General features: G+C 69.6%; 24 protein-coding genes and 2 pseudogenes. 10 read left to right on the forward strand and 16 right to left on the reverse strand.

The genetic code is table 11. The features are described 5' to 3' along the window. Positions 1-78 precede the first annotated feature (78 nt). Positions 79-900 (forward strand): annotated as a pseudogene (locus ACIRG6_RS06090) (IS110 family transposase); the annotation flags it as partial. On the opposite strand, the gene ACIRG6_RS06095 reads toward ACIRG6_RS06090, so the two are convergent. After that, positions 791-1,078, reverse strand: coding sequence for a response regulator transcription factor (locus ACIRG6_RS06095; RefSeq protein ID WP_403321814.1), 288 nt, complete (start codon positions 1,076-1,078; stop codon positions 791-793). The pseudogene ACIRG6_RS06090 and the gene ACIRG6_RS06095 overlap by 110 nt on opposite strands. Before the next feature lie 276 nt (positions 1,079-1,354). Between ACIRG6_RS06095 and ACIRG6_RS06100 the strand changes: the two genes are divergently transcribed. After that, positions 1,355-1,684 (forward strand): non-heme iron oxygenase ferredoxin subunit, encoded by a 330-nt coding sequence (locus ACIRG6_RS06100; RefSeq protein WP_403321087.1) that lies wholly within the window; start codon positions 1,355-1,357, stop codon positions 1,682-1,684. Next, on the forward strand, positions 1,681-2,283 hold the full coding sequence (locus ACIRG6_RS06105) for a TetR/AcrR family transcriptional regulator (protein ID WP_403321090.1): 603 nt from the start codon (positions 1,681-1,683) through the stop codon (positions 2,281-2,283). Before ACIRG6_RS06100 ends, ACIRG6_RS06105 begins: the two co-directional genes overlap by 4 nt. A gap of 25 nt (positions 2,284-2,308) precedes the next feature. On the opposite strand, the gene ACIRG6_RS06110 is transcribed toward ACIRG6_RS06105, so the two are convergent. Then, the gene (locus ACIRG6_RS06110; protein ID WP_403321093.1) at positions 2,309-2,878 is read right to left on the reverse strand and encodes a hypothetical protein; all 570 of its coding nucleotides are present in this window, start codon (positions 2,876-2,878) and stop codon (positions 2,309-2,311) included. An 83-nt stretch (positions 2,879-2,961) separates the two neighbouring features. After that, the gene (locus tag ACIRG6_RS06115; RefSeq protein WP_364683454.1) at positions 2,962-3,450 is read right to left on the reverse strand and encodes a hypothetical protein; all 489 of its coding nucleotides are present in this window, start codon (positions 3,448-3,450) and stop codon (positions 2,962-2,964) included. A 96-nt stretch (positions 3,451-3,546) separates the two neighbouring features. Here ACIRG6_RS06115 and ACIRG6_RS06120 point away from each other — a divergent pair, with 96 nt between their 5' ends. Then, the gene (locus ACIRG6_RS06120; RefSeq protein WP_364683456.1) at positions 3,547-3,978 is read left to right on the forward strand and encodes an LbetaH domain-containing protein; all 432 of its coding nucleotides are present in this window, start codon (positions 3,547-3,549) and stop codon (positions 3,976-3,978) included. Between the two features lie 1,043 nt (positions 3,979-5,021). On the opposite strand, the gene ACIRG6_RS06125 is transcribed toward ACIRG6_RS06120, so the two are convergent. Next, the gene (locus ACIRG6_RS06125) at positions 5,022-5,813 is read right to left on the reverse strand and encodes a hypothetical protein (RefSeq protein ID WP_403321096.1); all 792 of its coding nucleotides are present in this window, start codon (positions 5,811-5,813) and stop codon (positions 5,022-5,024) included. A gap of 141 nt (positions 5,814-5,954) precedes the next feature. On the opposite strand from ACIRG6_RS06125, the pseudogene ACIRG6_RS06130 reads away from it, so the two are divergent. Continuing rightward, positions 5,955-6,167, forward strand: a pseudogene (locus tag ACIRG6_RS06130) (FAD-dependent monooxygenase); the annotation flags it as partial. 152 nt (positions 6,168-6,319) lie between these two features. On the opposite strand, the gene ACIRG6_RS06135 reads toward ACIRG6_RS06130, so the two are convergent. From ACIRG6_RS06135 to ACIRG6_RS06160, 6 genes are all read right to left on the reverse strand, one after another. Then, entirely contained in the window at positions 6,320-7,291 is a 972-nt protein-coding gene (locus ACIRG6_RS06135; RefSeq protein WP_364683460.1) for a cyclase family protein, read from the reverse strand. A gap of 14 nt (positions 7,292-7,305) precedes the next feature. Then, positions 7,306-8,058, reverse strand: coding sequence for an IclR family transcriptional regulator (locus ACIRG6_RS06140; RefSeq protein WP_364683462.1), 753 nt, complete (start codon positions 8,056-8,058; stop codon positions 7,306-7,308). 104 nt (positions 8,059-8,162) lie between these two features. Further along, positions 8,163-8,441, reverse strand: a complete 279-nt coding sequence (locus ACIRG6_RS06145; RefSeq protein WP_364683464.1) for a hypothetical protein — start codon at positions 8,439-8,441, stop codon at positions 8,163-8,165. A 15-nt stretch (positions 8,442-8,456) separates the two neighbouring features. Further along, entirely contained in the window at positions 8,457-9,794 is a 1,338-nt protein-coding gene (locus ACIRG6_RS06150; protein WP_364683466.1) for a TRAP transporter large permease subunit, read from the reverse strand. Beyond that, a complete protein-coding gene (locus ACIRG6_RS06155; RefSeq protein ID WP_403321100.1) occupies positions 9,791-11,182 on the reverse strand; it encodes an RraA family protein in 1,392 nt (463 codons plus the stop codon). Before ACIRG6_RS06155 ends, ACIRG6_RS06150 begins: the two co-directional genes overlap by 4 nt. Positions 11,183-11,521: 339 nt before the next feature. Then, on the reverse strand, positions 11,522-12,526 hold the full coding sequence (locus tag ACIRG6_RS06160; RefSeq protein ID WP_403321102.1) for a helix-turn-helix transcriptional regulator: 1,005 nt from the start codon (positions 12,524-12,526) through the stop codon (positions 11,522-11,524). Positions 12,527-12,582: 56 nt separating this feature from the next. On the opposite strand from ACIRG6_RS06160, the gene ACIRG6_RS06165 reads away from it, so the two are divergent. Together ACIRG6_RS06165 and ACIRG6_RS06170 are read left to right on the forward strand one after the other, a co-directional pair. Next, complete coding sequence (locus ACIRG6_RS06165) at positions 12,583-12,969, forward strand: hypothetical protein (protein ID WP_403321104.1); 387 nt, start codon at positions 12,583-12,585, stop codon at positions 12,967-12,969. Continuing rightward, a complete protein-coding gene (locus ACIRG6_RS06170) occupies positions 12,966-13,514 on the forward strand; it encodes an NIPSNAP family protein (protein WP_403321106.1) in 549 nt (182 codons plus the stop codon). Before ACIRG6_RS06165 ends, ACIRG6_RS06170 begins: the two co-directional genes overlap by 4 nt. A 267-nt stretch (positions 13,515-13,781) precedes the next feature. On the opposite strand, the gene ACIRG6_RS06175 is transcribed toward ACIRG6_RS06170, so the two are convergent. Next, complete coding sequence (locus ACIRG6_RS06175; protein ID WP_403321108.1) at positions 13,782-15,230, reverse strand: hypothetical protein; 1,449 nt, start codon at positions 15,228-15,230, stop codon at positions 13,782-13,784. A gap of 554 nt (positions 15,231-15,784) precedes the next feature. Continuing rightward, on the reverse strand, positions 15,785-16,462 hold the full coding sequence (locus ACIRG6_RS06180; protein ID WP_403321110.1) for an SDR family NAD(P)-dependent oxidoreductase: 678 nt from the start codon (positions 16,460-16,462) through the stop codon (positions 15,785-15,787). Between the two features lie 129 nt (positions 16,463-16,591). On the opposite strand from ACIRG6_RS06180, the gene ACIRG6_RS06185 reads away from it, so the two are divergent. Beyond that, positions 16,592-17,305: a TetR/AcrR family transcriptional regulator gene (locus tag ACIRG6_RS06185; RefSeq protein ID WP_403321113.1), complete on the forward strand. Its 714-nt coding sequence runs from the start codon at positions 16,592-16,594 to the stop codon at positions 17,303-17,305. Between the two features lie 196 nt (positions 17,306-17,501). Here the strand turns inward: ACIRG6_RS06185 and ACIRG6_RS06190 are convergent, their stop codons facing one another. The 4 genes from ACIRG6_RS06190 to ACIRG6_RS06205 form a co-directional block, all read right to left on the reverse strand. After that, entirely contained in the window at positions 17,502-20,708 is a 3,207-nt protein-coding gene (locus ACIRG6_RS06190) for a family 78 glycoside hydrolase catalytic domain (RefSeq protein WP_403321115.1), read from the reverse strand. Between the two features lie 100 nt (positions 20,709-20,808). Beyond that, positions 20,809-22,068, reverse strand: a complete 1,260-nt coding sequence (locus ACIRG6_RS06195) for an ABC transporter substrate-binding protein (protein ID WP_403321116.1) — start codon at positions 22,066-22,068, stop codon at positions 20,809-20,811. 94 nt (positions 22,069-22,162) lie between these two features. Beyond that, a complete protein-coding gene (locus ACIRG6_RS06200) occupies positions 22,163-22,984 on the reverse strand; it encodes a carbohydrate ABC transporter permease (RefSeq protein WP_364683482.1) in 822 nt (273 codons plus the stop codon). Further along, complete coding sequence (locus ACIRG6_RS06205) at positions 22,981-23,811, reverse strand: carbohydrate ABC transporter permease (RefSeq protein WP_403321118.1); 831 nt, start codon at positions 23,809-23,811, stop codon at positions 22,981-22,983. The genes ACIRG6_RS06200 and ACIRG6_RS06205 overlap by 4 nt, the downstream gene beginning before the upstream one ends. Between ACIRG6_RS06205 and ACIRG6_RS06210 the strand changes: the two genes are divergently transcribed. Continuing rightward, on the forward strand, positions 23,810-24,274 hold the full coding sequence (locus ACIRG6_RS06210) for a hypothetical protein (protein WP_403321120.1): 465 nt from the start codon (positions 23,810-23,812) through the stop codon (positions 24,272-24,274). The two genes, ACIRG6_RS06205 and ACIRG6_RS06210, sit on opposite strands and share 2 nt — an antisense overlap. After that, positions 24,244-25,278: a LacI family DNA-binding transcriptional regulator gene (locus ACIRG6_RS06215; protein WP_403321122.1), complete on the forward strand. Its 1,035-nt coding sequence runs from the start codon at positions 24,244-24,246 to the stop codon at positions 25,276-25,278. Before ACIRG6_RS06210 ends, ACIRG6_RS06215 begins: the two co-directional genes overlap by 31 nt. The last annotated feature ends 5 nt before the right edge of the window (positions 25,279-25,283 follow it).

A 25,283-nucleotide genomic window follows, 5' to 3' on the forward strand; every position in this document is an offset into this window, starting at 1 on the left:
GCCGCTGAGCGGGGAGCGGCGGCCCGGCGCCCCCGTGCGCAGCTCGCGCCAATCCACCTCCGGACGGACACCGGCAGCCGATCGGTCGATCTTGAGGACGAAACCCTCGCCGAGCTGGAGATGATCGTCGGCTTCGACGACGATCTGGCCGGCGAAGCCACCCGCATCAGCAACCGCCTGCGCGGCCTGCTGACGCAGATCCATCCGTCGCTGGAACGCGTCCTGGGGCCGCGAGTGCAGCACCCGGCCGTGCTCAAGCTCCTCGACCAGTTCGGGTCCCCCGCCCAGATACGCAAGGCCGGGCGGCGCCGGCTCGTGCCGCTGACCCGTCCGAAGGCACCGCGGATGGCCGAGCGTCTCGTCGATGACATCTTCACCGCGCTAGACGAGCAGACCGTCGTCGTTCCGGGCACGGACGCGGCAGCACTGATCGTCCCCAGCCTTGCCAGCTCACTCCAGGCAGTGCTTGACCAGCGGAAACTCCTCGCCGCACGGATCGAGGAACTGCTGGAGAACCACCCTCTTTCCAGGGTCCTGACGTCCATGCCGGGGATCGGCGTCAGGACCGGAGCCAGGATCCTCATCGATGTCGGCGACGGCCGTTCGTTTCCGTCCGGCGCCCGCCTCGCCGCATACGCCGGCCTTGCCCCAGCAACCCGCAGCTCGGGCTCGTCAATCAGTGGCGAGCAACCGTCCCGGAAAGGAAACAAGCAGCTCAAACGGGCTTTCTTCCTCACCGCGTTCGCGGCCCTGGCCGACCCGGTCTCCAGGGCCTACTACGACAAGAAGATCAGCCAGGGCAAGCACCACACCCAAGCTCTCCTCTGCCTCGCAAGACGACGAACCGACGTGCTCTTCGGGATGCTCCGCGACGGAACCTTTTACGAACCCCAACCCGCACGTCGAAGATCTTGACCAGGTGGAACTTCACCGTCGGCTCGCTGATGTGCAGCTGCTGGGCGACTTCCCGGTTGCGGCGCCCGCGGGCCAGTTGCGTCAGCACCTCCAACTCGCGCGCTCCCAGCTCGCTCAGCGGGTCCTGGCGAGGCGTGTCGGGTGGTGTGAGGGGGACTTCCATGGTCACCGTGGTGCCCCAGTCCGGCACCGCGTCCACCTCGAGCCAGCGGCGTCAGCCGTTCGCTGACCCGGCGGGCGTCGAAGGAACGCCGGGACAGGGCCTCCTGGACGACGTTCCGGACGGTGGCGCGCAGGCCGGCGCCGTCCACCTTCGTCGTGCCCTAGGACCATGTGCTGAGCGCAATTCCGACTGGAGGCCGGTAACGACAGCGGTCCCGGTCACTAGCTTGAGGAACAGCCTGGTCACCCCTGGTACTGAATGCTTTCGAGGAGTTCGATGTCCAACAGCCGTTACTACCTCTGCCGGTTCGACGTGCTGGAAGAGGGCGTGCCCCGGCGGTTCGAGGTGGAGGGTGTACCCGTTTCGCTCGTGCTGACCGGGGACGAGGTGTTCGCGATCCACGACGTGTGCTCGCACAGCGCTGTGTCGCTCTCCGAGGGCGAGGCGGAGGGGTGCACGGTCGAGTGCTGGCTGCACGGTTCCCGCTTCGACCTGCGCAGCGGGAAGCCCCTGGACCCGCCGGCGACCCAGCCTGTGCCGGTGTATCCGGTGCGGGTCGAGGACGGAAGCGTGTACGTCGAGGTCGTGCCGCGGGGTGGTCGGTGACCGATCCGCCGGAGAACCTCACGGGTGAGCGGGCCGACGCCGCGCGCAACCGTGCCCGGCTCCTGGAGGCGGCCGCCTGGCTGGTGGCCGAGCGGGGTGCCGAGCATGTGACGATGCACGAGGTCGCGCAGGTGGCCGGGGTGGGCAAGGGCACGCTGTTTCGTCGGTTCGGTGACCGCGATGGCCTGTTGCTGGCTCTCTTGGACGACGTCGAGGCGGAGTTTTACGAGGCGTACACCCTCGGTCCGCCGCCGCTGGGGCCCGGGGCGCCCGCGAGTGACCGGCTGATCGCGTTCGGGCACGCCCTGGTCGCGCGAGTCGCCGACGAGACGGACCTGGGCCCGTTACTGGGGCGCCTGGTCTCCAGCGAGCGCCGCCAGACCTCGCACTACGGCCGGGCCTTCCGCCAGCACGTCACCTCGCTGCTGCGGGAGGCGGGAGTGGTGGGCGACCACCCCATGCTCGCCCACGCTCTCCTCGCCTTTGTCGACCTGGATGCCCTCGACCACCTGCGCACCGACGACCAGATCACCACCGTGCGCCTCCAGGCCACTTGGGCGGATCTGGTGCGGCGGGTGACCGGGGCCGGCGAACGATGAAAGCCCGTCTCCAGGGCGTTCGCTCTCACGGGAGGAACACGCGCACGGCATTGGCTCCGCCCTTGGCCTCCGCCTCGTCGGTGTCCTGAGCGGTGCAGTGGACCACGACGTTGCCGAGTGCCCGGGACAGGTGGGAGACGAGGGAGGCTACGCCGTCGTGCCAGTCGGCCTGGGCAGTCGGCGGAGGGACGACGATCAGCTCCAACAGGTCTGCGGGATGTGTGGCCGTTCCCTCGATGACGGCGCCGGTCAGGGCCAGGTAGTGCGGTGCCGGTCGGAGGCGCGCCTGTGCCTCCCGACGGACCATGTCGGCAACGGCGTCGCGTAGGTCTACCAGCTGGCGCAGGGCGCCCCAGGCTACATGGCCGGTGACGAGATGTACGGCTTCCCCCTTGCGCCTGGGCTCGATGATGCCGAGCAGACCAAGGCGAAAGAGCGCCGCTTCCAACTGCGTCGACGTCACCGCCGCGTTCCTGGACAACTCCTCGAGGGGCAGCGCTCTGTCCGCCTGGGCGATGTGATGGCCGACGAGGGCGGTGAGGAGTCGGCCCGAGGTTCCGGGGAACAGAGCCGACAGCGGGGTCTGGAAGTTCATGTGTGTCCTGGGTGGGGGTTCTCGCCGGCTCCGCAGAGAGGTGGCATCGACGACGAAGCCGGCGAGAGTCAGGGGGCGCGGAGTTACGAGCGCTCGGAGACGTCGTAGACCCACTCGTCGGCGATGGCGCGTGCGGCCTCGTGGAACTCCGCGAGCACATCGAGGAAACCGGTCCGGCCCCACACCGCCAGCCCCAGAACGGTGACGCCGACCGCCGTGATGTGCACGGCCCCGGTGAGGTCCCGGCACGAGGCCGCGCGCATCGCTGACTCGTCTCCGCGGGCCCACGCCCGTGTCGCCTCCGCCACGGCGAACTCGTAGTGCGGTGGGGCCGAGACGGCGATCTCGTCTGCCCGCCGCACCAGGTCGTCCAGCCGCCACGGCCTGCCGGTCAGCTCCATGATGCTGATGGTGGAGCGCAACAGGCCGTTCAAGATGGCGTACACCTCCAACGAGCCGCCCGCGTACAGACCCTCCAGCGCCTCGTGAACCGCGACGGGGTCATGGTCCACGTAACCCCGGACGACGTCCAGAGCCCGGTCGTGGGAGGTCTTCTGCGCCGCGTCGCTCATGTGAATCACCCTAGGAACGCCGGGTCGCGAGCGGATCGGTCTCTCGACGCAGTACGCCTCGGAAGAAAGCACTACGACCACCGGCCGCTCACCCGCATGATGTGGACCGTCGGCGTGGTCACCACCACCCTGCTCGACTGCGAGGACGTCATCATCAGCGCCGATGTGCGCGTCTGGGAGTTCACCACCGTCCGCGGCCACACATTCCTCTCCCCCGGCGTGAGGGTCGGCTTCAACTGCGAAGTCACCAACACCTACCTCGGTGCCGGCACCGTTCTAGGCCACCGCATCGGCCTCAACCGGACCCTCGTAGGCGATCACGCCCACCTCTCAGCCGACGTCATGGCCGCAGCGATCCACCTCACCACCGATATGACCCGCCCCAACCGCGACACGATCCTTCGGCTGCCCGACAGCCTCTACCGCTGCCGCACCCCACGCTTCGGCGCCCTCATCGGCGACCGTGTCCAGACCGGCAGCCGCATCACCCTCGGCCCGGGTACCGCATCCACTCCCACACCGCCATAGGCCCCACCACGGTCGTTCCCGACCAGCACACCATCACCCCGACCGACCGACCGCCCCACCCACCACACGCACCCGCGCCGCGCCCGACCGGCACGGCCACCTGACAACCCGACGCCTCATCTGCAGCCCTGCCACCGGGCGTCCGTGGCCGACGCCCCGCCGTCCCGGGGAGAGTTCAGCGCGCTGGGCGTGCCGGACAGCGCGACCCCACACCTCCAAGACGCCGACGCCCTGTAACCCGAGGCCCCGCCTCGACGCCCTGCGGAAGACGAACCCAAGCTCGATAGCACGGCGGGCTACCAGCAGCTGACCCAGCGCAGCGCGGGCCTGCAGGCCGAGCAGCACCCGCGTGCCGCCCAGGCACCGGCTCGGCGCGCGAACACTCCCCGGTGCGTCCGGCACTCATGCGGCACCGCCCGCCACGCCCCCGGCCGCACCATGCAGCGCATGCAGGCAGCGCCCCGGACCAGTCAGTGGTCCGGGGCGCTGCACAGGTGCTCGAAAGACCTCTACGCCTCCACGATCGTGATCTGTCGAAGGGCGGTCACGTAGTAGATGACGCGCACCGTGTCGATGTCGTCGACGTGTCGCACAGCAGGGTGCCAGGCACGGGGGTGCCCAGCTCGGGGTAGACGCTGATCGCAATCATGACGCGGTCTGGACCGACGCGACGGCATTCTCATCGAGGGGCTGACGGTCAGGCGCGGGGGCCGGCCGCTGACTCATCGAGGACTCCTGGGCGTTGCTGGCGTGTCTTCACGGTAACGCCGAGGCGGGGCGCTTCGGCAAGGAACGGACGAAACCTCGAGCCAGCCCGGGGGCTCTGTTGGAACCGGTTCAGGGAGCCCGGTTCGCGCGGGCTGCGGCCTGACGGTGCTCCGCCCGGAAAAACCGAAAGTGATCAGGGACGGCACCGGATCTGTGAACGGGAAGGACGGGCCGCGTTCCCGTCGGGCGGGACGTGGAATTCGGAGTTCGTGGAAGGTGCCGTCGCGGAGCGTCGTGGAGAGCACGTCGACCCGTTGCCCCGCTCGGGTCCGCGATCAGTTGTGCTCCTCGTCGATAGTGACGGCGACCCCGTCCGCGACCTGGACGGCGACAGCGACGCTGCCCTTCTTGGCCGCGGCTTCGAGGTCTTCCTCGGTGCAAGGCGTGACGGTCTCCGCGTCACCGCAGATCCAGCCGGCGCCGTTGATGACGGTGTCGGTGGCGGTGAAGAACGCACGCTCGTCGCCGTCGCGGCTGAGGGAGTACTTGCCCGGGGCCATGTACCCGAGCGTGCCGGAGAAGAGCCCTGACCTCTCGCCCTCGCCCATACCGTTGCCGCCGCCGGTACCGGTGCCGCTGTCGGTGTGGTCCTCGATGATGCTGACTGCCACTCCGTTCTTGACGTCGACCGTCGCTCCGAACCCCTTCTTGGCCGCGGCTTCGAGCTCCTCCTCGGTGCACGGCGTGGCGGCCTGGCCGTCCGCGTCACCGCAGATCTTGCCCGCGCCCTCGATGTCGGTGTCCTCGGAGGTGAAGAACGCCTGCTCCGCGTCGTTCGCGTCCGTGACGGTGTACTTGCCGGGGGCGAGGTAGGAGACCGTGCCGACCCACTTGCCCGACACCATGCCGCTCTTCGAGCCCTTCCCGCCCGACGGGGACTCGCTGCCGGTGCCGGCGCCGCTCCCGCCGTCGTCGGACTTCCCCTTGGCGGCCGAGTCCGAGGCCGTGGCCCCGGTCGACTTGCCGCCGTCCTGCGTGTCCTCTCCCTGACAGGCGGTCAGCAGCATCGTCGTGGCCACCAGGGCCGCGGCGGCGAGGACGGACTTGCGGCGGTGCGTGCGAAGCATGGTGGGACTCCCCCTGCTGATGGTGATGTGGCCGGGCCGGACTGGTCATTCCGGCTGGTCTCTGCCTTGTCGATCACCATCCTGAACGGTGCGGCGACCCCCTGGGAAGCGCGGTTACGGTGTCATGACACTCCTGTCGTGATCACGGGACGCCGCTCCTACGTACCCGAGCCCATGCGGCACGGCCGCCTCTTCCTCGCCGGTGACGCCGCGCACATCGTCGCGCCCACCGGCGCCAAGGGCCTCAACCTCGCCGTCGGCGACGTGGCCCCTTCGCGCAGGCCCTGGCCCACCGCACCGACCGGCTCCGACCAGCTGCTCGACGCCTGCTCCGCGACCTGCCTGCGCCGCGTACGCGTTCGACGTCGTCGACGTACTGACGCAGGCGCGGGCCGGTGCTGTCGCCGGGGAGGGGGTTCGCCGACGTCGGTGATGGTGACCTGCGTGCCCGGACGAGCTCGCGAGCAGAGCGAGTCTTGACGGTGGGCCGTGAAGGCTGCTTCGCCTCAGCGAAGTGCGACTGCGTTGGCTGGGGAGCCGACGCCTCCGGTCAGGTTGAGGGGTTTGACGGTGACCAGGCTGGTCCAGCGGCCGTCGGCGCGGCAGTCCAGCGTCAGGGCGGTGAGATTCCACAGTTCGCCCAGCGGCAGTCCCAGCATGGCGATCAGCTCCTGGTGCATCATGCCGTTGTCCTCGGGAGCGGTGTCGTGGAAGTCGCTGTCGGGCACGACGGGGAGCACCTCGACGGCGAAGGTGTCGGTCGCCATGAGGGCGATGCGGTGGTCCCAGCACCAGGCGGCGAAGTCGCGGCTCTGCGCGAAGCCGGTGGCACGACGTGCGGCACGGGTCTCGGCGCGCTGCTGGGGGCTGGTGGTCAGGTACCAGTGTGCCCAGCCGGTGTGGACCATGACGAGGTCGCCGGGCTCGACGCGGCAGCCCTGTGCGTCGAGTGCCTCGTCCAGCAGATCGGTGGTGAGCGCGGGGCCGTCGGCGTGTGCCAGGGGTGTGTGGCGGTCGCGCAGCAGGCCGTCGACGTCGATCAGCAGGCCGCGTCCGGCCAGGGGCGTCTGGGCCCACAGTTGCACTCCCAGGCGGGGGCTGCGCGGAGTGATCTCGTGGTCGGGCACGCCGTTGTAGAAGCCGTGGCCGGAGGCGCGGCGGTGACGCAGACCGTCGATCTGGGTGGTGGCCTGCAGGTGGAAGTCGTCCAGGACGTCGTCGCGGGCCTGGTCGTGCTTGGCGGTGATGCGGTGCTGGGGAATGCCGCGGGCCTTGGACATGGGCGGGTCGAAGGCGTCGAGTGCGTAGTCCAGGTTGACCGCGCGGCCCTGGACGATGTTCTGGGCCGCGCGCAGGAGTTGGCGGGGTCCTGCGAAGTTGGCCATGCCTCGCTCGGGCTGACCGGTGAACAGATGCCAGCTGGATCCGGCGGGCGCGTCGGTGCGTTCGGTGAGTTGCTGGTAGGTCGGCAGTGACACGGGGTGGCTTTCTGTCAGGGGCAGCGGGCGGCGACGGCGTCGGCGGCCCGGCGTACCTCGCCGATGAGGCGGGGGTGGTCGGTTTCGGTGATCTCGCCGCTGGGGCCCGTGACACTGAGGGCGCCGAGCAGGTGCTCGGCGCGGTGGACGGGCGCGCTCACGGCGGTGACGTCCAGTACGCGCTCGCTCAGGGAGAGGGCGTAGCCGTCCTGCTTGATCCGGTGCAGGTCTGCGGCGAGGTCCTCGGCGGTGACCTGCTCGCCGGAGATCCGGGTGAACGGGGTGCGCTGCTCGATCAGCGTGTGCATTTCGGTCTCGGGCAGCCACGCGGCCAGGGCCTTGCCGGCGCCGAGGTGCAGGGGGAGCTTCTCACCGATGGGGAGCTGGTAGCGCAGGGGGTTCCGTCCCTGGACGCGGGCGATCAGGACGCGGGCGAGGCCCACGCGGACGTACAGACTCGCGGTCAGTCCGGTGCTCGCGGCCAGCTCCTGGAGTACGGGGAGCGCGACCTGGCTCAGGCGGTTGTTGACGAGGAAGGCGTGGGCGGTGGACAGGGCGGCGGGACCGGCGACGTAGCCGATGTCCTCCTTCGCCGCCCAGCCCCGTTCGAGGAGGACGTTGAGGATGCGCTGGGTCGTGGCCACGTGCAGGTCCGCACGCCGGGCGACCTCGCTCAGGCGCAGCGGCTGACGGGTGTCCTCCAGCACGCCGAGGACGTCGAAGGCCCGGTCGAGGGAACGCATGGTGGAGGCGGGCGCGCTGGTCATGGACGGGCTCCTGAATGGTCTGCTCGGCACACGGAATCTCGATAAGACTTATCAGCATGCGAGCAGGATGTGGATCGCACAAGATCCATCCAGGAGCCGCGGACTCACTTCGCGACGGCGGCCGTGTCGGCACGGTCGCCGGCCCGTATGCCGTCCCCTTCGTCCGACGGCGGGATCGAGCGGTACGACAGGACGAAGGAGAGGATGCCGCAGATGCTCGCGGCGATGCAGGTGGGCGGCTCGGCGGCGGTCGCCACCTGTTCCACCCAGGACGCGTTCCCGGCGGCGATGGCGACGGCCTGGCCGGCGACGATGACGACGCCTCCGACGAGGAAGACGACGACGCTGAGGCGGAAGAGAAGTTCCAGCAGACGGTGAACCATGGTGCGGCCTCCGGTTCAGACGGGCAGGACGCCGGTGGCCACGGCGGCGCCGATCAGCAGGATGGGGATGCAGTAGTAGGCGACCAGCGGTACGAAGGTGCGGGCCGGGTCGATGCCGGCGATGCCGCTGGCGACATAGATGGGGGCGCCCGACGGCGGTGAGGCACCCTCGGTCGAGGCGAAGATGAGCACCGCGACGCAGGCGGTGGTCGGCGGCACACCGGCGCCGACCAGTGAGGAGACCGCGACGGGGCCGATGGCCGCCATGGTGGCGCTGGCGGTGAGCGGGATGGCCACGCCGACCACCAGCACGCCCACGATCAGCGCCATGATCCACAGCGGGGCGTCGACTCCGGCCAGCAGGTCGGTGAGTTGCTGGGGCAGCCCGAGCGCTCCGAGGACGTTGGAGGCGGAGAAGGCGGCCACGATCGTCACCCCGATGACCCCGAACTGCGGGGCGGCACCGCCGAGGATGTCCCACCACTGACGGCCCGAGCGCGGCAGGTGGCGCCGGCCGAGGATCAGCACCGTGGCGATCAGCAGGACGGGTATCCAGGTGATCAGGCTGATGGCGTCCGACATGTTGACGCCCACCCAGCCGTCCAGTGCACCGCCCGTGGGTCCACGGGTCAGCAAAAGCGGCACCAGGATCGCGGCGAACAGGAACAGACTCGTCCAGCCGACGCTCAGACTGGTGCGCAGGGGCATCAGGTCGGCCCGGTCCATCGGCTCGATCTTGTGGCGGCGCACCATGATGAAGGCGGCCACCAGGCGGTAGCCCAGACACCACAGGCCGCCGAGGAACAAGGGCAGGACGATGTCGTCGGTGGTGGCCATGGAGGCCACCCCGGCCGTGCCCATCAGGATGAACATCGTGGAGCTGAAGGGGAACGTCACGCCCATGCCGGCGCCACCCGCCGCGACGGTGGCGGCGAGTTCGCCGCTCACCTTGGAGCGCTTCATCCAGGGAATCGTCACCGAGCCGACCGCCGCGGTCACCGCGGCTCCGACGTGGGCGATGGCGCCGAAGACACCCGCGGCGACGGTGGAGGTGTAGACGGGGCCGCCGCGCAACCGTCCCAGCAGGGAGTTCAGGATGCCCAGCAGGTGGTCGAGTACCGGCGTGCGGGCGAGCAGGTAGCTCATGAAGACGAACGCCAGCGCGGCGAAGGTGACCTCCTCCTGCATGGCCTCGGCGAATCCGTCCCACATGACGTGCCCGATGTCGCTGCCGGCGAAGAGGCCGGTGACCAGGAAGCCGACGATCAGGGCCTCGCCGATGTTGCGTTTCAGGGCGGCGTTCCACACGATGATGGCCGCGATGTAGCAGCCCAGTGCCCAAACGGCGATCACGATGTTCCTCCTGGCACGGCGGCGGCCGCGGCGCGGATGCTCGCACGTCGTCGTTCTTCTTCGGCCTCGACCTCGCGGGCGGCAGCCAGGACGGTGACCGCCTGATCTGCCGGGACGACCGCGACGCCGTCGCCGTCGGCCACCACCAGGTCACCGGGCCGGCACACGACACCGCCGACCGCGATCGGCACGCCGATCCTTCCCGGCCCGAACTTGTACGGGCCCGCGGGTGTCACCGCACGCGCCCACACGGGGAAACCCATCTCCCGGAGAACCTCGACGTCACGGGCGGCACCGTCCAGCACCATACCCACCACGCCCCGCGCCCGGGCACGCTCGGCGATCAGCTCACCGACCAGCGCACGGGAGGTGTCCCCCTCGCCGTTGACCACCATGATGTCACCGGGCTCGGCCAACCTGACGGCCTGCTGCAACGCCTTGTTGTCCCCGGCACGGGTCCACACGGTCAGCGCCCGGCCCACGGCCCGCGCACCAGGCCACAGCGCGCTGATGCCCGAGTCCAGCAGCCCGAGCCGCTCCGTGGCGTCACCGATGTTCGCCGTCACCAGTCCCTCGTACGCGGCGATCAGCTCAGGCGTCACACGCGCGGTGTCCTTCAGTCCCTCGGGACGACCCGCCAGGGCGTGGAGGTCGCCGATGGCCCGGGCCAGTCCCGTGTCGAGGCCGAGGTCCCGTACGAGTTCGGCGGCCGCCGACACCTCGCGTGCGCGCCGTTCGGCGTGCTTGTACGTCCCCGCGTAGAGGCGCTCCACCGTCTGTTCACCGTCGGCGAGCTCGGCGGCGATCTGTTCCCGGACCCACTGCTCGTCCCCGGCCGCACGCCCGGCGTCCACCGCCTCGACGATGATGGCTCCCAGGCCCTTCATGAAGAGGCTGCGCAGCAGCTTGCGTGAGGATGCCGCTCCCGGTTCGGCCCCGAGGTCCTCCACGGGGGCGCCCAGCGAGCCGAACCAGTCGGCGATCACCGCGGCGCCCTGGCCACTGGCCACGAGGGCGGTGCGGTGCCGGTGCTTGGGAACCGAGCCGAGGACGGACACATCGGCGAACACCGCCTTCGAGGCGGCGCCAACTGCCTCGGCGATCTGCCGCTTCAGTTCGGGGGCGCCGGCGTTCATGTCGGCGTACACCGTGGTCGCCCCGAGGTGCGGAGCCGCCTGCCGGGCGACCTCCAGGGCCGCCTTGGCCCCGGTCAGCCCCAGCACCAGGTCGCAGCCGCGCACGGCCTCGGCCACCGTGGTCGCCCGCTCGACGTGCGGCGGGGCGGGTATGTCCGCCGGATCGAAACCGCTCACCTGCCAGCCATGCTCGGCGAACCCCGCCGCGTACAGGGTGCCGGCCTCACCGAGCCCCAGAATTCCGACCTTCATAGCCACGCCCTTCTCATACAGTGAGAATTATTCTCACAAGGTGCGTGAGGATGTTGCTTGGGCATTAAGCCGGAGTCAAGAGCTGAGGAATGATCGATCAAAATGCGCCTTCGGGTCGGCGGAGAAGAATGGCTGCGTGCCATTGCCGACGACGCCCGCTCCCCGACGACGACGCCCGCCTCGTCACCGCGCTCTTCGACGGCGGCTGGACCAGGAGGTACCCGTCCCCGCTGCCCTGACCGGAACGCCGCGGTGAAGCCGACCGGATACGCCGCGACCCGGCACAGGCGATCGCCGTCAAGAAGGCTGCACTGCTCGGGTGAAGATGCCTACGAGGTCCTACACACGTGCGTGGGAACAGGGGGCAGGGTGCGGTCGGTCGGTGCCCCGATCCGACGAACGCTCTCCCCGTGGCCACCCTTCGTAGCGGGTGGCCAGGGTCCGCACCGTCTCGGCGATGCGGTCACGGAGTTCAGCCGGTGCCATGACCTCGACGTCGGCACCCAGCCGCAGGAACTCTCCGTAAGCGTGATCGATCGACTCGATGGGCACCCGGGCCTCCGTCCATCCGTCACCGGTGGGCGAGACGCCGAGGCGGCGGGCACCCTCCGGGGTGAGCCGTAGCAGGGCCTCCCCGGTATGCAGTCGCGCTCGGAAGTCGGCCAGAGAGCTGTTCCAGTGCTTGGCCAGGTCGAACCCGTCCTGGACGGCAAACTCGTCTTCAAGGAGCCGGAGTTCGAGGATCTGGTCGATCCGGTACGTGCGGATCCCGCTCGGCCCGTTCGCGACCAGGTACCAGCGGCCGGCCTTGAGTACGAGCCCATACGGCTCCACCCGCCGCTCGATCTCCTCCGGCGCCCGCCAGCGCCGGTACCGCAGTACCACCGCCCGCCGTGCCCACACCGCGGCGGCGGCCCCGGTCAGGTGAGGCGTACGGTCGACGTCGCCGTACCAGCCGGGGGCGTCGAGCAGGAAGCTCTCCTGGACCCGCTCGGCGTGCTCGCGCAGTTCCTCAGGAAGAGCGGCCCGCAGCTTGAGCCGGGCGGTGGCGAGCGCCTCGCCGAGGCCGAGGTCGGCGGCGGCGCCGGGGAGTGCGGCGAGGAACGCGGCCTGCGCCTCGTCTGCGGTCAGTCCGGTGAGCCGGGTCCGGTAGCCCTCGACCAGCCGGTAGCCGCCCGCGTGTCCGGCGTCACCGTACAGCGGGACACCGGCGGCGCCGAGCGCCTCTACGTCTCGGTAAACGGTCCGTACGGAGACCTCCAATTCCTCGGCCAGCTGCCGGGCCGTCATCCGACCCCGGTTCTGGAGCAGCAGAAGCAGGGTGACCAGCCGACTCGCACGCATGCCGCTCAGTATCCACTGACAGAAGATGTCAGTGGATCGACCCTAGCCTGCGGCGCATGGACGACTTCGATTTCCTCCACGCGGTGGTCCGGCCGCCTTTCGGGGGTGCCGGCAACACCGACGAGATCACCTTTCCCACCCTTCCCCGTCAGGGCATGACCCTGCGGCTGTTCGACCGGGAGACGGAACGATGGTCTCTCCACTGGTCCGACAGCCGGAAGGGCCGACTGGATCCGCCGGTGGTCGGCGCCTTCCCCGGCGACCGCGGTGATTTCCACGGAGAGGACACCTACCACGACCGGCCGATCCGAGTGCACTTCGCCCGGTACCGCCTCGGCCCGCACACTGCCCGCTGGGAACAGGGCCTCTCCCCCGACGATGGCCGCTCCTGGGAACTCAACTGGGTCACGGATCTCGCCCGCAGAGCGCAGGTCGACGCATGAGCATCGTCGAACTCCGGCAGTACACCCTCCATCCCGGAGCCCGGGAGACGCTGATCGAGCTGTTCGAGCGCGAGTTCGTGACCGGTCAGCAGGCAGTCGGCATCACCGTCGGAGGCCGCTTCCGCGACCTGGACGACCCGGACCGCTTCGTCTGGTTGCGCGCGTTCCCCGACATGGCGCACCGTCGGCGCGCGCTGGAGGCGTTCTACACCGGCCCGGTCTGGCGGGAGCACCGCGATGCGGCCAACGCCACCATGGTCGACAGCGACAACGTCCTGCTGCTGCGCGGTCCGGGCTTCACGCCTCCGTCCGGCGCCGGTGAAGTGTTCGCGACCGTGTGTCACCCCGCCGACTCGGCCGCCTTCGATGCGTACGCCGCCCGGTACCTGAAGCCGGGCCATGCGCTGCACCGCACCGAGCACGCTGAGAACGACTTCCCCCCGCTGCCCGTCCGCACCGGGGAGGACGTCCGGGTCTGGTTCGGTCCGGCCGAGCCACCGCCCTGGCCGACCCGACGGCTGCGGCTGGAACCCGTGACGCCTTAGGCCCCGGGCCTTCACGGGGCTGCCTGTTCGACGGGGGGTCAGAAAAGCACCAAGGGAACCGGCAAGAGTGCCGTCCACGATCCACGACCGCTCAGCCGCTTCGGCGGAGGAACGGTCAGCCGTCCCTCACGCGGCTTCTCACTGGACTGGCCGGACTGACCCGTCGGGCTCCTCACGGGAGGCGCCCGACGGCGACTACGTACGACCGCGGGGTGTGTCAGAGGCCGGGGCAGCGATCGGCCTCGGGGCGCGAACCCGGCCGGGCGCTCACCTCTCCGCGATCCGCACCACACCGGTGATCGTGCCCTGGTACAGGACACCACCGGGTGCGATGGAACCGACCATCTGCAGCGTGTCGTACAGGGAGGAGGCCCCCAGATAGTGCCTGCGCACGATGGCGCCCGTGTCGGGATCGATCCGGACGTAGTAGTAGGGGTCCAGGAGGGAGGTACCGTCACTGCCCGGAAGAACGGAGCCGCGCACGACGGTATGGATGAGGCCGTCGGCGGTGGACAGGCGGGGAACGGCTGCTGACCGAATCGTGGTGTCCCACGTCAGGTCGCAGCCAGTGCCGTCGGCGCGTACGTCGACACGGGACAGGCCGCCGGTGAAGTCGGCCGACGCAGGCACGCTCTCCCCTGCGCCCTCGGGCACCGCCGGGTAGGGGTAGCCGTACGTGCTCGCCACGAAGACGGAACGGCCGGCACCTATCGGCGAGTTCTCACTCCCGCTGCCCCCGGCCGCCAGAACGGGCGTGGAGCAAACCTGGGCTCCGGTGTCCGTACGGTAGACGAGAAGGTTCACGGTGGGTGAGGCGTTGTCGACGATGGTGACGAAGTCGGTGCCGGTGGTGGGGCCGAAGAAGGTCGGGGTGGATCCTGTGCCCCAGCTCAGCTGTCCGGGCCGTCGGGCCGCGCCTCGGTCGTAGGTCCGGCGCCAGGAAACAGTCGGGGTACCGTCCCTTCCCGCGGTCAACAGGTAGGTCGCGTGCGACGTGGCGACAGCCGTCCCCTCGGGCGAGGTGGAGATGGAGTTGTCGACGCGTTCGCCCGCAGGCAGCGTGAGGGAACGGACCGTGCCCGTCGCCTCGTTCGCGGTGCCGACGACACCGCCCCCGGTGGCGAACCAGACCCTGCCCTGCCAGTCGGGCGCCAGGCCGGTGACCGAGTCGCCCTCCGGGACGCCCGAAGCCAAGGACAGCGTGCGTTCGACGTACAGCTCCCAGCCGCCGCCGGCCTTCTTGCGGTGCGCGATACGCAGCAGGTTCCGGTCGCCGTCCACCACGACGAGCCGGTCCTCGTGGTCCAGGTAGGCGTAGACCCCTCCCAGCAGCGATCCCTTGGCGATGGGCAAGCCGGCCAGTGACGCGCCCGTCCCCGGGTCCAGCAGGTGCACCGTAGGGACGCGGGTCAGGATCGGCGTGCACAGAGCGACCGGGTACCCGTCGGCACCCACGAGGATGGTCGGGCACGCCGACTGCAGCGCGATCCGCTTCGAGGCCAGCGGGCCCGGCCCGGGTCCCGGCAAGGGCGTGGCGTCGGAGGAACCGGTGTCGCCGTGCATGGTCGCGGTTCCGTCCGGCCCGGCGTACGGGTTGTGCGGCGGGAGCGGTCCGAAGCCGGTTGTCTGTGCCTGGGCAGGTGACAGCGCGGCGGTGAACGCGAGCGATAAGGCTGCGGCGAACACACCGGCATGGGAGAGGCGGACGGAAGGCATCGAGTCGAAGTCCTGTCGACAGGCGGCGCCAGAAGGCGCCGGCGGAGGAAGAGGACGGCCCCGGCCGGTCGCGGAAACGGAAGAGCGTCGTACCGGGCCGCCGACGAGAGAGAACCGACGCCCCAAGGCGTCGGAAGGGTGGGTCGCGGAATCAGGTGGCCACGGGGCTACACAACGCGGAACACGCGTAGGCCAGGTCGACATGGAGTCGACGGCTCAGGTACGCGTGCTCGATCATGCCGGTCAGTTTTCACCTCCGCCAGGTACCCGACAAGTCCTGTCTCACTTGCCGGACGCCACCTGCTACGACTCCCACGGCCATCGGGCTCAAGGCCGTTTCCGCGCAGTCGAGGTGTACGGCACCGCGGCCTCCTGAGGCGTGCCGGCGGAGCCAGGGCCCGTGTCCCGCGCCCCTGGATTCACGGGCCTCGACTCGACGTCACCTCCGTCACCGGGGGAACGACGTCTCCGCCGGCCCTATGGCCAGGCCGCGACGAAGACGCGCGGCGTGGCCACGAACGGCACGGAAGGCGGCCGGGGGGCCGGGCGCGATGTCAGCGGCTGAAGACGACCTCGGCCCGGTCGCGGCGCGTGGTGTGCAGCTCCCAGTAGACCGGGGAGATCTCCTCCGGCTCGGCGGTCGGGAAACCGGGGACGACCGACATGCCGATGGACACGTCGATGCCGACATGGGCGGCCTGGACGCCGGAGCCGTCCAGCTCCTTGTGCAGGTTGACGGCCCAGTTGCGCAACGCCGCCGCGGCGGCGTTGACGTTGCCGACCTGCGGTACGGGGTCGATGGAGCCGGCCCCCGTGGTGAACAGCAGGGTGCCCGCCCCGGCCTCGCGCATGGCGGGCAGCACCGCGCGGGTGGCGGCGATCGCACCGTAGAGCTGGAACTCCATCTCCTGCTGCACATGAGCCGGCTCGGTCGCGCTCGGGGTGGTCAGGGTGGTGGAGCCGATCGTGCCGACCGGGGAGTACTCCAGGACGTCGATTCCGCCGAAGCGGGCGGCGGCGCCCTTGAGTGCCTGGGCGAGCGCGTCGCGGTCAAGGACGTCGGCAGGGAATGCGGCCGCGGTGATGCCTTCGGCGGCCAGTTCCCCGGCCAGGCCCTCGAGCTTGGCCCGGTCACGGGAGATCAGTGCGACGTCGTAGCCGCGGGTTCCGAACGTGCGGGCAATGGCGAGACCGAGTTGGGGGCCGGCACCGACGATGGCGATGGTGGGCATGGCAGAAGCCTTTCGAGAGACGGAGCGGAAAGGGCTATCCGTTTCCGAATCCGGAAAGCCCTATCCGGTTCACGATCGAGCGTAGCACGGGAATCGGATAAGGCTTTCCGGTTTGCTAGCCTGATCGGCATGACCCCCCGAGACCAGCACACCGACGGCACCTCCAGAACGCCCGACACCGCAGCCCCGACCAAGCGCAGCGACGCGGAGCGCAACCGGGGCCGCATCATCGCCGCCGCGCGCACGGTCTTCGGGCGCGACGGGCTGAACGCGTCGATGGCCTCGGTCGCCCGGGAGGCGGAGGTAGGGATCGCCACCCTTTTCCGTCATTTCCCCACCAAGGAGGAACTGGTCGTCGCTGTCTTCGCCGATCGCATGCAGGGATACGCGCAGGCCACGGCCGAGGCTCTCGCCGACCCCGACCCCTGGAGTGGCTTCACCGGCTACATCCAGGAAGTCTGTGCGATGCAGGCCGCCGACCGCGGCTTCGCCGACATCCTGACCATGACCTTCCCCGCCGCCCAGGCCCTCGAGGAACTACGCGCCCAGGCGTACCAGGGCTTCCTCGAACTCATCGCCCGCGCCAAGGACAGCGGACGGCTGCGCGAGGACTTCACCAGCCGAGACCTCGTCCTGCTGCTGATGGCCAACTCCGGCGTCCTCAGCGCCACCGGCGACGCCGCCCCCGATGCCTGGCGTCGCCTCGTCGCGTGGATGATCCAGTCCTTCCAGGCCCCGGCCCGCGGCCCGCTCCCCGAGCCTCCGGAGGACGCCGCACTGTACGAGGCCATGCGCCGCGCCAGCCACGGCATCACCTCCCCCGAGACCGGGAAGCGGCGCTGAGCGCTCGGCCGCTTCACAGCTGATCAACACACCTCACTCGGGCTGGTTTACCGGAGGGGACGTGAGCGCAGGGAACGTCACGTTGTCCGAAGCTGCCCCCGAATCACTGCTGCTCGCCTGATGCTGCCGGGGTGGCGCGTCCGCAGGCGAGAGGGTCTGCGAACGCGCCGTCGGGACAGAGGGCGTTGACCGGTGACTACACCGCTGGGCGCACGCCATGCACGGTGAAGCGGTACAGCCCGGAGGCGATCTTGTACACGGAGCGGTCTCCCTCGGAGCGCTGGTAGTGAGCGTCCCGGGGCACCTCCTGGGCGGAACGGCTGCCCTTGGGGAGGTACACCTCGGCGGTGGTGTTCGGCGGGATCTGGACGGTCAGTCGGAGGGTTCCGTCCTTCAAGGTCCACTGCGATACGGCGTCGCCGTAGGGGGTCTGGTAGGCGCCGTCGATGTGGGTGAGGTCGCCGACGAACCGCGGGTCGACGACCAGCGTGCGGTATCCCGTGGAGCCGGGGGCCTGGCGGATGCCGGCCAAGCCCCCGTGGAACCACTCTTCGATCTGGAGGAGGATCATGTGGTTCTTGGAGTTCCGGATGTCCCACTCTTCCGGGATGGTGGTCAGGCCCTTTGGATTGGCGGTCGTGGGCGCCATGAAGTAGCCGTAGCTGGGCTGGGTGTCCTCCTGCAGTACCTTCCAGATGACGTCATCGCGGCGGCCGTCCATGAGAGCGCGCACGATGGGTGCCAGGCCGATGGTGCCGCCGCTGAAGTGCGCTCCACCACCGAAGGGCCGGAAGCCTTCGATCAGTTCGACCAGAGCGTCCAGAACACGGGCGCGTTGGCTGTCCGGGACGAGTCCTTCGTCCAGGGCCAGTGCCTGGGCGGCCTGCGTCGCTCCGTCCGTTCCCTGTCGGCCCTGGCTGGTGTAGCGGCCCAGGGTCTCGTTGTAGAAGGCGTCGTTGAACGCGGTCTTGATGTTGTCGGCGAGGGCACGGTACTCGGCGGCGTCGGCACGGCGTCCGAGGAGGGTGGCCATCTTTGCCATGCGGTCGGCCACCTGGTGGTAGCCCCAAGTGCCGGTGATGCGGCCGGAGGTGGTCTCGGCGGCGATCCAGTCGCCCAGGGCGGCGTCGACGATGTGGGCTTCTGCCCCGGTGCCGGCCTTCCGTGTCCGGATGTAGTTCAGGAATGCCTGCATCTGAGGGTAGTAGCGGGCCATGGTCTGGGTGTCGCCGTAGGTCTCGTAGAGGAACCAGGGGGTGAGAACGATGCCGTTGCCCCAGTTGATCTCGTCACCGAAGCGGCCGGTGTAGCCCCAGTCGTAGACGGGTGCCTTGAGTGCGACGTTGCCGATGTTGTCGCCCGATCTGGACTGGCCTTCGGCGAGGTGGCGTTGCATGGTGCGCAGGTAGGCCGCGTAGCCGAAGTGGCGGTGCAGGGAGTGGAAGGGCTGCAGGTAGTCGGCTGGGTAGGCGAGCTTCTCGCGGCCGGGGCAGTCGGTGAACGTCGACATGAGGTTGCTCATGATCGAGTACCGGGACATCGTGTGGATCCGGTTGATCCGGTCGTTGGAGGTGTCGACGCGGCCGGCGGCGGGGGTGGCGGCATGCAGTTGCAGTCCGGTGATCGTCTCTGCCGTGGGCCGGTAGCCCTCGGGCAGGCCTGTGACCTGCACCCACTGCATGCCGAAGTAGTTGAGCTCCGGGTGCCAGCTCTCGCCCCGGGTGTCGCCGTGCGTGGTGTAGGCGGCGAAGACGTCGGTGCCGCGGCTTCCGCCGCCGCCCATGATGGAGTTCTGGTTGACGGTGCCGTCCGCGTTGAGGGACTCGGCGGGCCGCATGGTGACGGTCGTGCCCGCGGGGATCTTGCCGTCCAGGGTGAGCCGGGGCCAGCCGGCGATGTTCTGCCCGAAGTCGAACACCCAGACGCCCGGTTTCGGCTCGGTGACGGAGACGGGCCGGAATCGGTCGGCGATCTTGACCGGTTCGCCGGCGCGCCACACCAGTTCGGTGGTCAGGTTGGGCGGCGGGGCGATACCGGCGGCGGTCCAGCCGACGGGTGAGCCGTCCCGGCGCCTGGCGTTGTGGCCGTGGTCGGCGCCGGGAGCCGTCCAGTCGGCCTGCTCACGGCGGGCGTCGTAGTCGGTGCCCGAGTACCAGTTGTTCGTCACGGTGGGGCCGAGCGCCGTCTTCCAGGAGCGGTCGCTGACGACGGTCTCGACGCTGCCGTCGGCCCTGGTGACTTCCAGCCGGGCGATCATGCGGGGGGTGACGGCAGCGCCGGCGCTCGGGTCGGTGCCGGCCAGGGAGTTGCCCGAGCCGGTGACCGGGGCGCCGGCACCGTGGGCCTTCTTCAGGGCGGGATGGAAACTGATGCCGGTGCCTTCCGTCCCGGGGGTGCCGATGGCGGTGATGGTGCGCGGTTCCAGCCTCTCGCCGCCGTCACCGGTGTCGATGTTGAGCGTGCCGCCCACGTGGTAGCCGGTCGTGGCGCTCAGCTTGACGGTTGTGTCGCCGACGGCGGCCGGGGCGGCGAGGGTGCCGCTGCCCTTGGTCTGGCTCTGCCACCAGCTGTACGGGGCGGTCCGGCCGGTGGTGGGGTTGGTGACGGAACGGGTGACCAGGGCGGTTCCGTGCCCCAGTTCGACGCCTATGACGTTGGTGCCGGCGCGGACGAGACGCGTGACGTCGTAGGCGCGGTACTCGGTGGACAGTTGGTAGTTGGAGTTGCCCGGGGCGAGGACCTCGTCGGTGACTGGCCGGCCGTTGAGGCGGGCGATGTGCAGCCCGACGCCGGACAGGTAGAGCCGGGCTTTGACGATCTTCGTACGGGGGTGGGTGACGGTGAAGGTGCGGGCGAAGATCGGTAGGGGGTCGCTGATGCTGCGGGCGGGGTGCTCGATCCACTGGGCTGTGCCCCAGTCGCTGCGCTTGAGCAGGCCCATCTCCCACATGGCGGGAGTGCTCCAGGCCGTGGCGTTGCCCTGCCGGTCCCAGACGCGGACCTGCCAGTGCACCTGCTGTCGGGAGCCGAGGTCGCGCCCACGCCAGGGGATGTCGGTCTGGGCGTCGGAACGGACCCGTCCCGAGTCCCACAAGTGGCGTCCGTGGGCGAGGTCGCGAGCAGTGCCGGCGGCCCGGATCTGGTAGGCGGCCTGCTGCCATCCGTGCTGTGCCGTGGTCACCCGCCAGCTGAGCCGGGGGGCGGTGTCGTCGACGCCGAGGGGTTGGTCGAGGCGGCCGTTGACGCCGAGGTGGCCGACCGTGGCGGTCACTTTCTCTCCCCGGGCTGGGGTGGCGCCGGCGGGCCCGGCGGCCACGATGGGCAGCGTCAGGCCTGCGGTCCCGGCGACCATGACTCCCACGACGTGTCTGCGGCTGAGAAAGTCGCGCGGCTCTGCGGACATCTTGAAAGCTCCTCGCTGTACGGGATGGGTGAGAGGGGACCGTCGGGCCCCGGGCGGGGTGACGGCGACTGTGGGGTGCGACGACGGGGCGCCGGGGTGGTCAGGAGCCGGAGGTGTAGTCGGCGTCCATGGCCTTCAGGACATCCTCGGGTGTGGACTGGCCGCTGAGGATCTCCTGCAGGCCGCTGAGCATGGTCTGCTGCACCTTGGCGTTGGGCCAGAGCTGGTCCATGAAGGGCACGGTCCGGTCGTCGCTGATGAAGCGGGACAGTTCGGCCAGCGACGGGTCGGCCTCGTAGCCGGTGTCGGGGAGTGTGGGCAGGCCGCCCTGCTTCTTCGCGTAGAGCTTCATGCCTGCGGGGGACATGACGAAGTCGACGAACTTCAGGGCGAGGTCTTCGTTCCTCGCCTTGGCGTTGACGCCGTATCCGGCTCCGGCCGCGGCGGGAATCAAGGCATCGGCGGGACGGTCGTCGGCGGGGAGGGGCTTGAGGGTGAAGGTGGCCTGGGGGTTCTTCTGCTTGAGCAGGGCGATGACCCAGTTCCCCTGGACGATGCCCAGTGTGCGCCCGGTGGCGGCCAGTTGCTGGCTGGCCTCGTAGGTGGTGCCCAGCGGATTCTTCTGGAAGCAGCCGGTGCGTTCCATGGTCAGGTACTTGTCCATCGCGGTGCGCCAGGGCGAGTCGGCGAAGGTGGCCTGTCCGGCCCGCATCTTGGTGTCGAAGGTCCGCTCAGGCCCGTAGACGGTCGTGGCGACAAGGGCGTACTGCACGATCTGCGTGACCCAGTTGTCCTGGATTCCGAGCGCGAAAGCGGGGGTCTTCCGCGCCGCGGCGTCCTTGCAGAAGGTGAGGAGTTCGCTCCAGGTGGTGGGCGCGGTGAGGCCGGACTTCTGCAGGGCCTGCTCGTTGTAGACGGCGCCGATGCCGTTCTGCCCGAAGACCGCGGTGTAGGTCTTGCCGTCGTACTGGGCGACGCTCCGGGTGGCGGACGGCAGCTTCACCGCCCAGGGCCGGTCGGAGAGGTCGCGCAGGTATCCCGGCTCGGCCAGGACGTGCGTGGCGGCCGGGTTGCCGTCGCCCGGCCACACCGACATCACGTCCGGCGCGGTGCCGGAGGAGAGCTGGGTGCGGATCTGCTGCTGGTACTGGTCGGCGCTGCTGGTCGTGTAACGGACGTCAACCCCGGGGTTGGCCTTCTCGAAGGCTTCCACGACGTCTTCGACCGAGCCCTGGTCGACGGAGGCCAGGGTGAGGGTCTCCTCGCCGTCCTTGCCGCCGCCGGCTTCGGTGCCCCCACCGCAGGCGGCGAGCAGCGCGGCGCAGGCGGTGGTGGCGAGGACGGCTCGTAGGGTCTTCATGATGTCTCCCGCGAGATGGAGGCCCGGTGGGCTGGGGCGGGGCATGGCCAGGGGCGGTGGGGCTGCGGCGCGCGCAGCGGTCGGCGGGCGCCTGTCACCCGCGCAGTCCGCCGGCGAAGCCGTTGATGATGTGACGTTGCAAGGCGAGGTAGACGGCCAGGACCGGCACGATGCTGGTCACCAGTGCGGCGAAGATGAGGTTCCAGTCGGTCACGTACTGGCCGACGAAGCCGGCGATGGCGACCGGCAGGGTCTGTTGATCACTGCCGCTGAGGTACAGCAGGGGCGTGAAGAAGTCGTTCCAGACGGCGACGGTGTTGAGGACGAGCGCGGTCACGGTGATCGGCTTGAGCAGGGGCAGGACGACATGGCGGAAGCGCTGCAAGGGCGTGCAGCCGTCGATGAGGGCGGCGTCCTCGAAGTCTTGCGGCAGGGCACGCAGGAACCCGGTGTAGAGGAAGACGGTGAAGGGGACCTGCAGGCCGGAGTGGAACAGGACGAGGGCCCAGGGGCTGCCGAGCAGGTTCAGGTCGCGCATCGTGTGGTAGAGCGGCAGTGACGCCAGCTGGAAGGGCAGAACGAGGCCCAGCATGATCAGCAGGTAGGTGACGCGGGACCAGCGAGCGGTGATCCGAGCCAGTGGATAGGCGGCGAGCGAGGAGACCCCCAGCACGATCGCAACGCTGACCGCGGTGACCAGAAGGCTGTTGGCCAGCGCGCCGCCGAGCGCGCCCTGCTGCCATGCCTGTACGAAGTTCTCGAAGGTGGGCGACGTGGTGGGCGAGATCGGCGACGAGGTGTCCGAGGGGGCGCGGAGGGACAGGTTGACCAGGACGTAGACCGGGAACGCCGGCACGAGCGCCGCGGCGGCCATGACGAGTTCCAGGGCGAGCGTGCGGGGACGGTAGCGGTTCACGACGCGGCCCTTTCGCTGCGGGACAGCACCAGGTACTGGCCGGTCGAGACGACAGCGACGACGAAGGTGAGGACGACGGCGAGAGCGATGCTGTATCCGAACTCGCCCAGAGTGAAGGCGTCTTTGTAGATCAGCGTGGAGATCGTGTCGGTGGCGTGCCCGGGGCCGCCGCCGGTCAGGGCGTACACCTGGTCGAAGAGCTTCAGACCGCCGATGACCGACAGCATCAGGTTGATGGTGACGGCGGGCGCGAGCAGGGGACGGGTGACCGACCAGAACCGTCGTACCGGTCCGGCTCCGTCGATCGCAGCGGCCTCGTGGATCTCGGCGGGCACGGACTGAAGGCCGGCCAGGAAAATCACCATTGAGTAGCCGGCGTACTGCCAGACCGTCACACCCACCACTGCCCACAGTGCGAGGTCGGGGTCCCCCAGCCAGTCCTGCTGCCAGGAGCCGAGTCCGGCGGCGGCGAGCAGACTGTTGAGCGCGCCGTCCGGGCCGAGGAGGTTGCGCCACAGGTATGCGGTGACGATCGGCGTGATCACGGCAGGGGCGAACAGGAAGACGCGCAGCAGATTCCGAGAACGGATCGCGCTGTTCACCCCGAGGGCGAGCAGCAGCCCGAAGAAGTTCTGGATCACCGTGATCGCGGCCGCGACAAGCAGGGTGTGGCCCATCGCCTGGACTGCGTCCCGGTCGTCTGCCAGATCCCCGAAGTTGCCCAGTCCGACGAAGGAGAAGCTGGGATCGAGACCGTCCCAGTCGGTGAAGGCGTAGTAGACACCGCGCACGCTCGGCACCAGCACGACGAAGGCGAACAGCAGCATGGCCGGCAGCAGAAACCACCAGGTCGTGCCCGCCCGCGACCGGCGCGCCCGGACGGACACGGTCGGCTTCTCGGAGCGATCGGACGAAGCAATCATCACTGACGAACCCATTCGAATGAATCGTTTCAATTTGATGCCCGGATCGGGGAGTGCGGTGGTGTGCCAGGTGGATCTGTCGCGGATTACTGGATGGAACGCGATGGACGGGCTACGCAGGGGCCAAAGCGACGGGGGCGAAGCTGATGGGCAACGTTTCCCACAAGTTGCGCTGACCCTAGAGTCCACCCACCGTGACGTCAAGATGTTCCGCACGCTGCACCTTTGTGACACGCGGCAGCTCCGGAGCAGCGGCGGCGACGCCGGCAGGATTACTGAACACTGGTTCCGGCCCTACACTCTGCGGCAACGTTTCCCAGAGCCGGAGGCCGCCGGATGGAGCAGCCCGCACCGCCCCGGCGCGTGACGATCGTCGATGTCGCGCGCCATGCCCAGGTCTCGACGACCGCTGTATCGAAAGTGCTGCGCAACGCCTACGGTGCGAGTCCCGCGATGCGCGAGAAGGTGCAGCGCGCGATCGCGGAGCTGGGCTACCGTCCCTACGCGGCGGCCCGCGGCCTGCGCGGACAGACGTACACGATCGGCGTGATGCTCCCCGACATCCGCAATCCGTTCTTCCCCGACATCGTCGACGGCGTCACCGACTGGTTCCAGGACACGGACTACCAAGTCCTCATGGGGCCCGGCTGCAACGGCGAGGCCGCCGAAGCCCGTGTCACCGAGGCCATGGTCGACCGTGGCATGGACGGCCTGATCCTCGTCGCTCCCGTCTCCCCGCGCTCCCACCTCGAACGCCTGGGGAGCCTCGTACCCACCGTGGTCGTCGGCCGCCATGGGCACTCCGCCCTCTACGACACGGTGGTCGACGACGATCTGGCCGGAGCGGCTCTGGTCGTCGATCATCTCGTCGGCCTCGGGCACCGTCGGATCGCCCACATCGAGCACCTTGAAAGGGACCCGCCCCGGATCGCGGAGATGCCCAACGCGATGCGTGCGGAGGGCTACCGCCAGGCCATGCGCCGACACGGACTGGCCGACCGGACGGATATCGTCTCGACCAGCTACACGCAGGACGGCGGGTATCGCGGAGCCCAGCAGCTGCTCACCCGTGGACCCCGCCCCACCGCGGTCTTCGCCGGTGCGGACTTCGTCGCCATGGGTGTGCTCGAGGCACTGGGCGAGGCAGGACTGTCGGTTCCCGGGGACATCTCCCTCGTCGGCTACGACAACACCACCTTCGCCGCACTGCGTCCCATCTCCCTGACCAGCGTCGATCAAGCAGGTCATGCCATGGGAAGCAATGCCGCACGCCTGCTGCTGGAACGCATCGGAGACAGAACCCGGCCCACCACGCAGGTCAAGCTGTCCCCCCGTCTTGTGGTCCGGGGGTCCACCGCCGCACCGAATTGACGTGC

Source organism: Streptomyces flaveolus (genome assembly GCF_044765825.1).
Taxonomy (GTDB): domain Bacteria; phylum Actinomycetota; class Actinomycetes; order Streptomycetales; family Streptomycetaceae; genus Streptomyces; species Streptomyces flaveolus.

Excerpts from the sequence above, each read along its gene's own strand:
- ACIRG6_RS06095 (WP_403321814.1), bottom strand. The coding sequence starts at position 1,078 with ATGGAAGTCCCCCTCACACCACCCGACACGCCTCGCCAGGACCCGCTG.
- ACIRG6_RS06100 (WP_403321087.1), top strand. The coding sequence starts at position 1,355 with ATGTCCAACAGCCGTTACTACCTCTGCCGGTTCGACGTGCTGGAAGAG.
- ACIRG6_RS06110 (WP_403321093.1), bottom strand. The coding sequence starts at position 2,878 with ATGAACTTCCAGACCCCGCTGTCGGCTCTGTTCCCCGGAACCTCGGGC.
- ACIRG6_RS06115 (WP_364683454.1), bottom strand. The coding sequence starts at position 3,450 with ATGAGCGACGCGGCGCAGAAGACCTCCCACGACCGGGCTCTGGACGTC.
- ACIRG6_RS06120 (WP_364683456.1), top strand. The coding sequence starts at position 3,547 with ATGATGTGGACCGTCGGCGTGGTCACCACCACCCTGCTCGACTGCGAG.
- ACIRG6_RS06125 (WP_403321096.1), bottom strand. The coding sequence starts at position 5,813 with ATGCTTCGCACGCACCGCCGCAAGTCCGTCCTCGCCGCCGCGGCCCTG.
- ACIRG6_RS06140 (WP_364683462.1), bottom strand. The coding sequence starts at position 8,058 with ATGACCAGCGCGCCCGCCTCCACCATGCGTTCCCTCGACCGGGCCTTC.
- ACIRG6_RS06145 (WP_364683464.1), bottom strand. The coding sequence starts at position 8,441 with ATGGTTCACCGTCTGCTGGAACTTCTCTTCCGCCTCAGCGTCGTCGTC.
- ACIRG6_RS06155 (WP_403321100.1), bottom strand. The coding sequence starts at position 11,182 with ATGAAGGTCGGAATTCTGGGGCTCGGTGAGGCCGGCACCCTGTACGCG.
- ACIRG6_RS06160 (WP_403321102.1), bottom strand. The coding sequence starts at position 12,526 with ATGCGTGCGAGTCGGCTGGTCACCCTGCTTCTGCTGCTCCAGAACCGG.
- ACIRG6_RS06165 (WP_403321104.1), top strand. The coding sequence starts at position 12,583 with ATGGACGACTTCGATTTCCTCCACGCGGTGGTCCGGCCGCCTTTCGGG.
- ACIRG6_RS06170 (WP_403321106.1), top strand. The coding sequence starts at position 12,966 with ATGAGCATCGTCGAACTCCGGCAGTACACCCTCCATCCCGGAGCCCGG.
- ACIRG6_RS06175 (WP_403321108.1), bottom strand. The coding sequence starts at position 15,230 with ATGCCTTCCGTCCGCCTCTCCCATGCCGGTGTGTTCGCCGCAGCCTTA.
- ACIRG6_RS06180 (WP_403321110.1), bottom strand. The coding sequence starts at position 16,462 with ATGCCCACCATCGCCATCGTCGGTGCCGGCCCCCAACTCGGTCTCGCC.
- ACIRG6_RS06185 (WP_403321113.1), top strand. The coding sequence starts at position 16,592 with ATGACCCCCCGAGACCAGCACACCGACGGCACCTCCAGAACGCCCGAC.
- ACIRG6_RS06190 (WP_403321115.1), bottom strand. The coding sequence starts at position 20,708 with ATGTCCGCAGAGCCGCGCGACTTTCTCAGCCGCAGACACGTCGTGGGA.
- ACIRG6_RS06195 (WP_403321116.1), bottom strand. The coding sequence starts at position 22,068 with ATGAAGACCCTACGAGCCGTCCTCGCCACCACCGCCTGCGCCGCGCTG.
- ACIRG6_RS06210 (WP_403321120.1), top strand. The coding sequence starts at position 23,810 with ATGGCCGGCAGCAGAAACCACCAGGTCGTGCCCGCCCGCGACCGGCGC.
- ACIRG6_RS06205 (WP_403321118.1), bottom strand. The coding sequence starts at position 23,811 with ATGCTGCTGTTCGCCTTCGTCGTGCTGGTGCCGAGCGTGCGCGGTGTC.
- ACIRG6_RS06215 (WP_403321122.1), top strand. The coding sequence starts at position 24,244 with ATGGAGCAGCCCGCACCGCCCCGGCGCGTGACGATCGTCGATGTCGCG.